Source organism: Herbaspirillum sp. NPDC087042, assembly GCF_044745245.1.
Taxonomy (GTDB): domain Bacteria; phylum Pseudomonadota; class Gammaproteobacteria; order Burkholderiales; family Burkholderiaceae_D; genus Herbaspirillum.
In genome coordinates this window covers 162,346-175,818 of record NZ_JBIUZW010000006.1, presented here as the reverse complement: position 1 = coordinate 175,818, position 13,473 = coordinate 162,346, and the positions used below count along the sequence as shown (strand labels likewise).

General features: G+C 62.2%; 2 protein-coding genes. Both read right to left on the bottom strand.

Annotated elements, in window-relative coordinates; genetic code table 11:
• Positions 1-77 precede the first annotated feature (77 nt).
• Entirely contained in the window at positions 78-12,302 is a 12,225-nt protein-coding gene (locus ACIPHN_RS10625) for an Ig-like domain-containing protein (RefSeq protein ID WP_400435923.1), read from the bottom strand.
• Positions 12,187-12,768, bottom strand: coding sequence for a hypothetical protein (locus ACIPHN_RS10620; RefSeq protein WP_400435921.1), 582 nt, complete (start codon positions 12,766-12,768; stop codon positions 12,187-12,189). The genes ACIPHN_RS10625 and ACIPHN_RS10620 overlap by 116 nt, the downstream gene beginning before the upstream one ends.
• Between the last annotated feature and the right edge of the window lie 705 nt (positions 12,769-13,473).

Genomic DNA, 13,473 nt, shown 5'->3' with positions numbered 1-13,473 from the left:
TCCCCCGCAGCTCAAGATGGCTGCTGGTGGCGGATGCCCGGGGAACGGCGGCGTTCGTCGTCTGACTGCTCGTCGACTTACACGCCAAAAATGCTCTTTGTGTTGGTGTCGTAGTTGTAGGCCACCGTGGGCAGGTACAGGGTGTACTTGTCTGTGCCTGCCACATTGCCATCCAGATGGATCACCAGCTTGGTGCCGCTGCCGGATGCGCTCTGCTCCGCTTTCGGTGCAAATTGCTGCCAGTTGGCGGCGCTGATGTTCTGGTAACCGATGCTGTTATCGCTATTGCGCAAGAACACCTTCACCTTGTCCACACCCAGCTGGAAATCGCTGATGGTGGCTTCCAGATTGGTGGCTACGTTACTGAACTTGCCCACCGTGACGATATCTCGCCCACCGCCAGTCTCAATGGTGGAAACCGCGCCAGCCTGGGTAGAGCCGACCAGAATTTCATCGTCACCCGCTCCGCCCTTGGCGTTTACCAGACGCTGCGCTACCCAGTAATAGCCTAGTGCCAGGTTTTGTACGGAGGTGGTCTGGCCCTTGGATGGGCTGTCGGGCGTGATGTCGGTGACGGTGAAGCTCAGGTCCGAGTAGAACCCGGGCGCCAGAAGATTGGCACCGGTCTTGATCTCGAAAGCGCCCGGCGTGCTTCCCTTGCTCGGATCCACCGTCGTGAAACCGAGCAGTTTTCCGCCCATGCTCGCAGAGACCAGGTATTGACCGGTGTAGAGCTTGTTGCCATCGGTTCCCAGCAGGCCCAGCGTTCCTGTGAAGGTCGGGCCATTCTCGTAACTGGCCACACCATTGTCTTCCGCATTGCCAGGGACCCCAGGATCGATGAAAGTGGCGTAGTTACTGGTGGACGTTCCCAATGACTTTACGGCGCTGCCAGTGGCTGCCTTGACTTTCAGGTCGCTCAGGAAGGGCTGCGCAACGGGATCAGGTAGCGTGAATTCCTGGCTATTGGAGATACTGGTGTCGCCGGATGCTTCGGCGTATTTTCCCACCAGTTGATGCAGCCCCTTGCCCAGGCTCTCGGTAACCGTAAGCCGTACCTTGCCGGCACTGACGTTGGCGACGGAGAGGGGTTGACTGGCGAGCAAGCGCTCGCCATCGTAAAGCGACATGATCGCACCCACGGTGGCATTGGTACTATCGAACTGAATCTCTACGGTGGGGGTGCGGTTGGGCAGCGAGGTGGCTTTTTCGTAGAGCAGGTTGATATTGCCCAGACCGTACAGGCTATCGGTATTGGTCAAGGCGACGACGCTGGAGTTATAGATGTCCTGATAGGAGAAGAAACTTGAGCCTTTCTGGCTGAGCACCAGGCTGTCCACGCCATCGATATTCTTGACCGAGAATTTCAGGGCGACGCTCTTTGTATATGGCCCGCCCTGATGCGAGAACGGAAAGACTGCATCGTTAGCAGGTGGCAGGTTGAAGCCGAGGTAGCTCCGGGTGGATTCGGTGAGATTGTTGTGGCCGCTGGCAATGCCCTGTCCACCCCATGCGGCTGATAGCCCCTTGATGCGAGAGAGGAAGTCAGCCGGTGTCGAGCCATCGGTGTATGGCACCACGAAGCTCTCACCATCGTTGGTACTGAGCACCTTCGGATAGAGCGTTCCAAATTTATCCCGCATGTTCAGTACGTCATAGGTCACCTGCGTAGTGTTGGTCAAGCTCATGGTCAAGGCTGGCGGCGGGGTACGATCCAGTTCGACGCGGGCGCGGGCCGGGGTGCTGGTGTTGCCGGCCTGATCGGTCAGGGTGATGTCGATCAGGCGGGCGCTGGTGTCGCTGGAGGTGGTCTTGAAGAGCAGCGCTTCCAGCACTGCCTTGGCCTGCGCACCGGTGAAGCTGTCCCCGGTGGTCTTGGTCAGCACCAGTTGCGGTGGTGTGCTGCTGCCGGTGGGGCGGGTATAACGGATGGCGACGTCGCGCACACCGGCAATGGTCTGCACCAGATTGTCCGGGGCGCTGGTGTCGAAGGCGAGCGTGTAGCTGCCCAGCACCAGCTTGTCCAGAGTCACGGCCAGGGTGCCGGAGAAGGCCAGCTGGATGCTCTTGATATCGTTGTCGGTCGGCGTGGCGATGGGTTTGGCAAACAGACTGGCACCTTCGTTCAGTCCGATACTGTTGATAGCGCGGGAAGAGTTGGTCTGGGTACCGGCGGTGGAGGCATCCTGGTCAAGCCTTGGCGCGACGGTGTCGGTCACCAGATAGGTTGATGAGATCGGTCCGACCACGCCATTCTTGACCAGCGAATACTCGAAGTAGTAGGGGTAATCTAGTAAATATAAGCCGATCCTCAAGCTCTTGATGATGGCTTGTATTTCACTGGGGCTGAACTCTGCACCACCACCATTGCGCACTATGCTGGTTGCTATCGAGCGATCATCGATGGTGATGCGTACGCCTACGCCTCCTACCGTGCCGAGGAATGATGTTCCAAAGGGTAAGCGCGTTAAGACGCCGCTCCCGTTGTCAGCCTCAAAATAGTAACTCGAGCGAGCTCCATATATCCGGATTTCACTCGCTGAAGAGGTGGCTGCGACATCTGTGACAAGGGATGTGGTTGTAAAGGTGTTGGAATACTTGACCTTCGATTGATGTTGAATCCCAGCCAAGCTGGTGTCCATATCCAACATCGGTTGATCATTGACGATGTTGAGTGATGTCACAGACGACAGGATACCGTTCTGCTTTGTAAAGTCTTGCAACACCACTTCAGCACGGAAGTTCTCGCCGCTGTCGATGCTACCAGCCGTATTCTTGATCTTGATCGCCTCCAGAATGCGCTCGACTTCGCTACCCGTCAGTGCCAGCAGGGCACTGGTTTTGCGCACAGTAAGTGTAGTCCCGGTGACGTCATAGCTGAAACTGAGTCCGTTCACCGTGCCGATGGTCTGGTTATTCTGCTGCGCCAGATTGTCTTTCATGAACAGGGTCGTGCCACCCACCATGAGTTGATTGGTGGCGGGATGAGTGCCCTGCGCGGTAAAGCGCACGAGGAGGGTTTCAATATCGGTACTCTCCGGCGGTGCGACGTTGCCCACCAGATTGATCCCGGTATTGAGTTGCGACGGGGTGAATTCCAGCGTTGACGCCGCTTGGATGCCTGCGGTGCTGGCATCCATATCGAGCAGCGCAGGAGGGAAGGTGTCGATGCGTATCTTCCGTGTTGCGCTGGCGACGCTGGTATTGCCGACCAGGTCGGTTTGCGTGGCGTTGAATTCGTGCGGATCACGCGGACCGTTGGTGCCGATCAGGCTGATGTCGGATCGCTTGAGCAGACGCTGGTGCGTACTGCTGCCGTTGGTGTTCAATTCTGCTTGCACGGTAGCGAAGCCGGCATTCATCGCCATCCAGTTGGTGATGTCATCGGGGAAGGCGGTCTGTTTGGGCGCATTCACGATTTCCCGATACCACTCGTCGCCACCGCTCGCGCGCGAGATGCGATAGTCACCGTTGAATATGCTCCAGAGATACCATGTTTCACCGCTGGCGGTGGTCATCCGGTAGAAAGGACGGGAGGTGTCGAAGATGTTGGCGTTACCGGTCGAGGTGGGCAAGCTGCTATCGACCACGAAGGCGCTATCGAGCGTTGGCAGCGCACGCACCTGATCCAAGGTTAGCAACTGATACACCCCATTAGCCGCACTGAGCCCGCCATCCACGCGGCGCAAGCCGTTGATTTCCAGAGTGCTGTTGAGCGTGAGCGACCAACTGCCATCGGTGGCCGAGGCCGTGACTATACCAGCCACCTTGCTGCCATTGCGCACGGTGACCTGCGCCCCTTTCTCCGCCACGCCGGAGAGCACGAAGCTCGATGCCGTGGTCAGCGCTTCGCCTGCCGGATTGGTGCCAGCTGGGGCGTTCAGTTGCAGCGTTGGTGCCGTCGCCACGGTATCCAGCGTAAAGGTGACTTCCGTACTGACCGCACTGGCATTGCCCGCCCTATCGGTCTGCCTGACGGAGACGCGATACTCCTTGTCCGCCAGGGTTCCAGGCAAGGTGAAGGAATTTCCCGTAAAACGAACCCAGGTGCCGTCCCCGAGCGTGTATTCGCCCACGCTATCGGCCTCCATATTGGTGACGGTGAAGCTTCTGTCCCTGGAATAGGTTTTTCCGCCAACGAGTACCGGGGCGACTTTGTTCAAGCTGGGGGAGAGCGGTGCGCCCTGGTCGAGGATGAACTCGAACAAGTCGCTGGTGGCGCTAGCATTGCCCGCCTTGTCGGTCTGGCGCACCAGCACGCGCTTGCTACCATCGATGCCGCCGCCGGTGCTGCCGGGCAGCGTGATGCGATTGCCGCTGCCGTTTTGCCAGTCGCCGCCTTCGAGCTTGTATTGCCAGGTGGCGTTGGTTTCCAGACCTTGTACTTCCACGGCGCCATCGCGGGTATTCCTGTCGGTGCCCGCATCGGAGAAGAGAGCGGTGTTGCCTGTGTCATTGAGCAGCCGCAGGCCGGGCTTGGCGACGGTGGTGTCGAGCGTGAATTCAAACTTGTCGCTCACGGCCACATTGCCCGCCACGTCGGTCTCGCGCATCCAGACCTGTTTGAGGCCATCGCTACCGGTGACGTCGAGGGTGTCGCCGGAGAGGGTGATCCAGGTGCTGTTGTCGAAGGAGTATTCGATCTTGGTACCCGCCTCGGCATTGGTGAGGCGCACGCGGCCATCGCTGGTGATCTTGTCGGTATCGGTGGTGATGACGCTGCTGCCGGCTACGCCAGCGGTGTCGCGTACCAGCGCCAGCACCGGCTTGGTGGGCGGGGTGGTGTCGAGGGTGAATTCAAATTGAGGCGTGATGGTCTCGTTGCCCGCTACATCGGTCTGCTTGACGCGCACCTTCTTCACGCCATCGCTGCCGCCACTGGTGTTGGCACCGGGCACGACAACGGTGGTGCCGCTGCCGGTCTGCCATGCGCCTTCGCCGATCTGGTACTGCCAGCTGCGGTCGGTCTCCAGGCCCACGACCTTGATGGTGCCATCGCGGGTGATGGCCGCTGTCGTGCTGCCGGTCTTGTTGAGCAGGCTCAAGGCCAGCGCCGGGGCGGTGCGGTCCACGGTTAAGATCAGTTCGGCGGCGGGGCTTTCGTTACCGGCTTCATCGATCTGGATCACGCTGACCTGGCGTTCACCGTCCGCGCCGGCGGTGGCGTCGATGATGTTGGTGTTGCTGCCGGGCAGGTAGGTACTGGCACCGATCTTGTATTTCCAGGTGGCACCGGCTTCCAGGCCACTCACGCGCACGTTGCCGTTGCTGGTGATGCGGTCACTGTTGCCCGCGTCGCCGGTATCGTTGACTAGACCCAAGGTGGGCGCGGTGGGTGGACGGGTGTCCACGGTCACGTTCGTGCTCCGCTCGGTGACGTTGCCAGCCACATCGGTCATGCGCACCGTGATGTCGTGGCGACCTTCGGGAACCTCGAAGCTGTTGCTGCTACCGCTGCTTTGGAAGCTGCCGTTATCGATCCGGTAGCTCCAGCTGGCCCCGGCTTCGGGGGCGGGGACGACGATCCTGCCATTGTTGGTGATGCCGTCGCTGTCGCTCTTGCCGCTGTCGAATTGCAGTTTGATATCGCTGCTGAAGACGGGGGCGATGGTATCGAGCGTGAAGGACAGTTCGCTGCTCACAGTCTCGTTGCCGGCGGCGTCGGACTGCTTGACGCGGACCTTTCTGGTGCCGTCGGTGCCGCCCTCCTTCTGACCGCGCATCGCCACGGTGCTCAGGCCCGCGCTGCCGCTGACCGCTTGCCAGTCGCCGCCATCGAGCTGATAAGCCCAGTTACGGCCGGCCTCCAGGCCATTGACCTGCACCGTGCCATTGAAGGTGATGCCGTCGCCGCTATTGGCGCCGGTATCCTGCGCCAGTTGCAGCGTGAGCGCAGGGCCGGTGCGGTCCAGCGTAAAGACCAGTTCGTTGCTGATGGGGCTGATGTTGCCCGCCGCATCGATCTGCCGCACCTCGATGCGGCGCACGCCATCGGCACCGCTGGAGAGGTCCACGGTGTGCTCGGCGTCAGCTGGCCCGGCCAGGTCGTGATCTACCCAGGTAGCAGTGCTACCCAGGCGATGTTGCCACTTCACGCCGGGTTCCAGTCCGCTGATCTTGACGATACCGGTGCGGGTGAGCAGGTCGTTGGGGAGGTCGCCGGTATCGTCCTTGAGCGAGAGGGCGGATTTGGGCGGGGCGATGGTATCCACCGTTACCGTCAGGATCTGGTCGGTGCTGTTGCCTGCGGCATCGGTCTGGCGCACGGTGACCGTGTGCTGGCGTTCCGGCACCACGAAGCTGGTGCCGCTGCCGTTCTGGAAGTTGCCGCTGTCGATCTGGTAGCTCCAGGTGCTGCCGGCCTCGGGCGCGGGGACGATGATCTTGCCGTTGTTGCTGATGCGGTCACCCGGTTCGCCGCTGTCCGATTCCAGGCGGATCGGACTGCTGAAGACAGGGGGAACGGTATCAATGAAGAATTCGCCCGTGACCAGGATCGAGTCCAGACTGTTCTTGGTGTTGTGCGATTGCAGGGTGATGCTCTTCTTGACGTTGTTGGCACCGTCCGCGCCGAGTCTGGTCCAGTCGGCTTCGGTCAGGGTGTAGCTCCAGTTCCAGAGCTGGGTACCGTTATGGGCGTCGACGGTGACAATGCCGGACTTCATGACGGTGCCATCGGCAAAGCGCAGGGTGACGGTATCGTCCTTGCCCGCCGTGCCGGTGAGGGTGACGCCGGCTTCCCGTTCGGCCTTGTTGATAATGTTGTCGTCGGTGACCAGGTTCAGGCTCGGTACGTTGGTGACGGTGAAGACGGCATCGGCCAGCTTGGACCAGGTGTTGCTGTCCAGGCCGTCGTCGCGCAGGCTCTCGATCTTGTTGCGTACCTGATCGATGTTGCTGTCCTTGACGCCGGTAATGTTCAGGGTGACGAAGTTGGGCACGCTCAAGGTCTGGCTGTGGTCGCCGTAGACCTGATGAGCGACTTTATTGGCCAGATCGGCAAAGGCCTGGATCTTGGCCGGGGTGTCGATCTCGGCCACGCTACGGCTGTCGATAATGGAACTGAGCAGCTTGACGGCGTTGACGGAGCGCACGCTGTCCAAGGCTTCCAGGGGCAGCATGTTGATGCCGATGTTCTTGAAGTCCTGCAATCCGGCCAGGTCGGCATCGGCGGTATCGGCCGGGGTGCCGTTGGCCTGGGCGAGCAGCTTGTTGTAGCTGTTCACGATGGCTTGCAGCTTGCCCGGAGGATTGAGGCTGGCGGTGTTGATATCAGCCAGGTCCAGCACGGCGCGCAGGGCGTCGAGGTTAGCCGGTTGGCTGGTAGCGCTTACCTCGCGCACGTCGCTGATGCCCAGGGTGCCGTAGTCGGCGCCGGTCGGTGCGGGCGCTGCGGCGATGCCGTCGGCATAGTGGCGGATCTTGGCGTAGGCCAATGGCGCTTGCACCATCAGGTCTTTGGTTGTCTGGATGGACAGGACATCATGGCTGGTCTTGCTTTGCAGCGCGTAGTAGATCGCTAGCTCGTCCAGCGCCTGGCCGGGACTGTCCTGGCCGATGAAGTACTGGTAGTCCTCGGCGCTGAACTTGCTGGCGTTGACTACCATGTCACCCGGCGCCTGATCGGCGATGGCGATGATCCTGGCTGCGCGGGCGGCCAGGGTATTGAGGCTGGCGACATTGGCCACGCTGGCGGCACTGGGCATGTTGTCCACCATGTCGTTGAACAGGCGCAGGTGTCCGGGCTCGGTGAGCCGGAGCTGGGCGGTGTTGACACCCAGCAGCTCCAGATCGGCTAGGGTGAGCAGCTTGTCGGGCGCGGTGTTGCTGTGGCTATCGGCCATGGGCAGCAGCTTGCCGTGGTAGAGCGCGAGGATCGCCTCCAGTTGCTGCGGCGTGTTGGCGTGGACGCGCGTGACGCCCGGTGCGGCCAGGGTGGAATTGAGCGCGCCCAGCATCAGCAGCGGGTAGCCGTTGATCTCGCTGCGGCTGGGCATGAGCACGCCCATATCGAGATAATCCGACAGCGTTGGCGCATCGGCGGGGCCGTTGCTGTCGGCATAGCTGCGCACCTTGGCTTGCGCCTGCACGGCCTTGCTGACCATCTCTTGCAGGCCGTTCAGGCGGGTGATGCCCGCCGCGTCGGCATTGTCGACATGTGCCAGCCGGGCCAGTACGGCGGGCAGGTCGTCCACTTCCAGGCCGGTGATGCCCAGGCCGGTGAAGTCTTCCCGTTGCGGGGCGGCGGGGGGCGGGGTTGCACCCAGGCTGCCGGCGTAATCCAGCACCTTGCTGACTTTTTCGGCCAGGGCGGTGATTTCAGCGGGGGTGTCGACCTTGTCGGCGGTGAGCGGGTTGATCACCGAGTTGAGCAGCTTGAGATAGCCGGGTCGGGTGGCTACGTTGCCCAGGTGGCTGCCGATACGCTCGTAGTCCGGGGCAGCGGGCAGGGCGGTAGGCAGGTTGATGTTGCCATCGGCCAGGTCGAGCAGCTTGTTGTAGCTATTAACGATCTCCTGCACGTGGCCATAGTTGCCGGCCTGTGGCGCGCCGACGGTGGCCGTTGCCAGGGCCGAGAGGAGGGCGAAGAGCCCTTCGGCCATGCCGTCGGCGCGGCCCGGGGTGGCGTCGGTGTATTTGTCCACGCCGGTCACGCCGATCTTCCTGAAGTCGTCCAGGGTGGGCAGGCCTGCCGTGCCGGTGGGCGCGACTACGCCATCGGTGGTGTTGGCGGCGTAGTCGCTGATCTTCTTGAGCGCGGTCCTGGCATTGATGGCAATATCGCGCAGCTCGGTCAGGGTGTCCATGGTGGCGGGCTGGTGCAGCTTGAGGGCGGCCACAAAGGCGGAGAACGACGTAGCGTCGAGGACGGCGTCGGCGCCCGAGGTGGTGATGCCCAGCTTTTTCCACTCGTCCGGGGTGACGTTGACCGCCGGGGCAGCGGCCGTCGTCGGATCCGCAGCGGCCAGTTTCATGACGCGGTTGACGATGTCGGCCAGGTTCAGCGCGGTGATTTTGTCGATCGTTCTGACCAGGCCGAAACTGGCCTGGCTGTCCAGCGCCTCATTGAGCAGTTTGATGTTGGCCGGCTGGTTCTCTACCTCCATGCGCAGGGCACGCAGTTCTTCATAGGTCAGCGGCGCGCCGGGCAGGGGTTGGCCTGCGCCATCGCGGGCATTGGCGTCCGGGCGCGTCGCATCGGAGACCATGCCGCTGGTGGCGGTGAGTGAGCGCAGCTTGTAGGCGGCGGTGCTCATGGTCTGTACCTGGGCCAGGTTGAGGTGGCTCAGATCGCCGTCGTTAAGGCCGGGCAGGGCGCTCTGGACCAGCAGCGTCGTGGTCGGGTTGCTGCCGTCGAGTCTCTCCAGCAAGAGCTTCACGCCCAGCAGTTCCAGCTCGCCACGAGAGGGCTGCAGGTCGCTGCTGTTGTTGCTGGCGTTACTGGCGTAGTCGACGAGCTTGTTGACCGTATTGGCCAGCGTCTGGATCAGGTCGATGGTCTTGACGGTGCTCTTGTCGGCGGGCTGGGCATCCAGGGCGCTGGTGAGCAGGCCGACCTTGGCCTGGGCGATGGCCGCCTGGTGCGCACCCAGGTCGGGCTGGGCGGGATCGGGCAACTGTTCTGCGGTGACACCGATGCGGATCAGTTCGGCGCGGGTGAGGGCCACCGCCAGGTTGCCGGGGGTGCCATCGGCGGCCTGCAAGACGTGGTTGTAGGCATTGGTGATGTCTTGCAGCGTGCTGCGGTTGACTTCGCTGCCGCTGGTCAGCGTCTTGACGGCCGAATTGATGGACTCCAGGTTGCCTGCGTTCACGCCGGTGGTACCGGCGTTGACGTAGTTGACCACGCTGGGGACCAGTACCTGACCGATCGGGCCCATGATAGCGTTGGTGTTGGAATTGCCGTCCACATAGTCGCTGATGAGCTTGATATCGCGCAGCAGGCCATTGATCGCGGTTTGCAGGCGGGTGCTGCTGTTGAGTTGCGCGATGGCGGTGTCGCCGATCAGTCCTTGCACGAGGGCCAGGGAGTCGCTCTCGACATTCTGTATGCCGAGATTGCGCAGATCGTCCAGCGTGATCGTACCGGCGGCAGCGGCCCCATGGCCGGCGGCGGCCACGATCTTGCCGGCGGCGGCGCTGATCTGGTCGATCTGGCCCGGGGTGGCGACCTTGTCGCTGGCGACAGCATCGATGGCGCTGGAGAGCAGGCGCAGCTGGTCGGCATCGGTGGCGGCGGTGACGTGTACGCCGATGCGTTCCAGCTCAGCCTCCGAGGGCAGGAGGGCTGGCGATTCCACCGGGTCCGGGCTGATGCGGGTGCCGTCGGCAAGCGTCAATACCTTGAGGTAGGCAGCGACGATGGCCTGGACTTCAGGCTGGGTATCGGCTTGCGTGCGGTCGACCTGGTCGGTGGCCAGGGCGGCGTTGACCGAGGCCAGGTTGCCGCCGTTCACGCCGGAGACGCCCATGGCCAGGTAATCCGGGACGATAGGCTCGCCCAGGGTAGCGCCGGTGTTGTCGTCGGCATAGGCGCTGATCTTGTTGAGCGCGGCGACGGCCGCGGTTACGCGCGCCTCCAGGGCGGTGACGGACTTGATGCCTTGGCCGTCGATGTCGCTGGTGCCGATGGCGGCGATGATGGCGCCCTTCTGGGCGTCGTTCCTGGCCCTGATATCCACACCCAGCTGCATGAAGTCATCCACGGTGGGTAGCGGCGCACCCGGCAGGCGGGCGGCGCTGTCCATGAACTTGTTGACCAGGTTGGTCAGGGTTTGCAGCTTCTCTACGCTGTTGACGTCATTCCAGTGCTTGCGATCGATCACGCTGCCCAGCAGGGCTGCGCCGGAGCCGTCCGCATCGCTGGCTTTGGCCGAGTTGCCCATGTTTACGCCGAGGGCGGCATAGCGGTCGGCATCCGGCAGGGCTGTATCGGCGGTGTTGGGGTTGGCGTTGCCGTCAGCCAACTGGGCCAGCTGCTTGGCGACGTTGGCGGCCTCCAGCAGATGAGCGGCGTCCTTGATGGTGGCCTCCGTAAGCACCTTCACGGCGCTATCGAGCAGGGTCTTGCTCTGCGCGTTGACGCCCTCGAGGCCGATCTTGCTGTAGTCGTCCAGCGTGGGAGCGGTGGCGTCTGCGCGCAGTTTCCAGTCGATGACGTGCTGGTAGGCCTCGATGATGCCCTTGAGCAGGGCCGGGTCGCTGGCCTTGTCGCCGTTGACGGGCTCGGTGGCAAGCGCACTGTTGATGGCGCCCAGATTGTCGGGGCCGACCAGCGGTGTGCGTGCGGCGTCGGGCTTGACCAGGCCGACGGCGAGGTAGTCCGCTTCGGTAGGTTGCGGCTTGTGGCTGTCCTGGGCGTAGGCCTCCAGCTTGTCATGGGCGGCGATGGCGAGGTCGGCCAGGGGCTTGATCTTGCGCAGGCTATCGATGGCGCTGGTATCGGGCTGCATCGCCAGGGCGCTGGTCACTGCCGCCACTTGGCCCGTGCTGCGGCCGTTGGTGATGACGCCGAAGTCGGCCAGCCGCAGTGCCGTCAGTCCTGCGGGCAGGGCGGCGGCTGCGTAGGCTTGCGGATGGCCGGCCAGGGTGAGCAGGGCTTGCGCGGTATCGAGCAGCGTCAGCAGCTTGGCTGGCCTGTTGAATGCCGCGTGGATGGATTGCTGGTCCAGTGAGGATTGCAGCAGGTCGAGCGCGGCATCGCTGCGGTCGGCGGTGATGACTGCGCCGACCCCGTTGAGCAAGGTCTTGAAGGCCGGGCGGGTCGTGTCGCTGAGTGCGGGTGTGTCGGCCACGCCATTGGCCAGCTTGAAGAGGCTGTTCCAGTTGTTCAGCAGTTCTTGCAGCTTGACCGGGGTATCGATCTGCGCGGCATTGATGGTCGGCGTCAGCAGGCTGGCGGCCACGGCGACGGCATCGTCGGCCAGCACGCCGTCGGTCACTTGCAAGCCCACAGCCATGAAGTCGGTGGCAGTGGGGCGGGTGTCGTCCTCGGGGAAGTTGATCGGGGTATCGATGCGCTCGGCATAGGCCTGGATCTTCTTGTAGGCGCGGATGGCGTCGGTGACCAGGGCTTGCAGCTTGGTGTGGCTGTCAACCTCGTGTCCATCGTCGGCGCTCACGCGCAGGCGGTACAGCGCCGCCTGGACGGCCGCCGTGTTGCTCGCGGCGGTGAGCTCGCTGCTGTCACCGGTGGTGATGTCCAGCGCCTTCAGATCGGCCGCGGTGATCTGGTCTGCGTGGCTGTCGCCTGTTGTAGCCGTCGATGACGGTGACCTGGGCGGTGACCGACTGGTTCGCATCGAAGCGCTGCAGCTCGATCATGCTGGCGTCGTCGGCGCTGACGATGGCATGGCCACTGGCGTCGGCGCGACTCTCCGGCAGTGTTGCCTGCAGCGCGTGGCCTAGCACGTCGCGGCCCAGCAGGATGACCTTGACCTTGGCATGGGGCGGTGTATCGACCCGCAAGCCGCTTTCGAAGAAGTCGCCCTGGTCCAGCTTCAGGGTGCTCAGCGTGGGTGCGTGCTGCCATTCCCTGGGATTGGCGACCTGCGCATGCCTGATGAGAACGGTCGGGTCGGCGAACTGCAGCACCATGTCCGGTGTACTGAGCGCCTGCATGGCGCCGCCGCTGATGACGATGTGCTCGCCATTGGTCAGGATCAGCAGCAGGTCCACGTCCAGCGCGCGCACATCCTTGATGGTCCTGATGGAGATGTTCTTGAGGAAGGCGTCGGATTCGGACAGTTTCAGGACGATGGTGTTCATGATGGACCCTCTTGAAGGTAAGAATGGAATTCGTCAGCTTGTTCAAATGACCGAAGGCGACTGGCTGCCGTCGTGGCAGCGCAGTCGCCTCAATCGGAATCGGTGCGTGGCCTGCGCCGGTCGGTGATCGGCTGTGGCGGCGTCGTGCCGGCAACCGGTCCTGCCGGATGTACATCAGCGCACTCGGGTCACGGCGGGGAGGTTGGGCCGCTCGTCGATTCGTGATCGGCGAACGGGATGCGAACGAAGCCACCGCAAGAGATGCGCGGCTGCCATAGTGATGGCCGACCCTTGAAGAGGTAAATAGATCGCGGCAAATTCAGTGGAAACTAGAAAAAATCACTAAATCTATATCTACGAAATTCTGGAATTTGATCGAATTGAATTTGATTCAATGATTAGAAAAATTTCTGGTTCGGATCGGATGGGAATGGGGTGAATCGCCGAAATCCTTGATGGTAAAGGTGCGCGGAGCAGTGAGGAATTCGCTCAGGTGGGAGTGGGGGAGAAAAAGTTAGCATTCCGGGAGAACACCCGGTGCCGATATGAACAGTGAAGGGGGGTAATTTGTTATGGAGTGAACGATTGTTGTGCTGAAAGTCTTGCCAAGCTGAACTCCAATACTGGGAAATTAAAAAACCGGACTACGTTGAAACGTAGTCCGGTTTTCCATTTTCTTGCAGCCTGGCGACACGCGTTCAGCCA

Bases quoted from the DNA above. Each gene is read 5' to 3' on its own strand.
- ACIPHN_RS10625 (WP_400435923.1), bottom strand. From the start codon at position 12,302: ATGCGAACCAGTCGGTCACCGCCCAGGTCACCGTCATCGACGGCTACA.
- ACIPHN_RS10620 (WP_400435921.1), bottom strand. From the start codon at position 12,768: ATGAACACCATCGTCCTGAAACTGTCCGAATCCGACGCCTTCCTCAAG.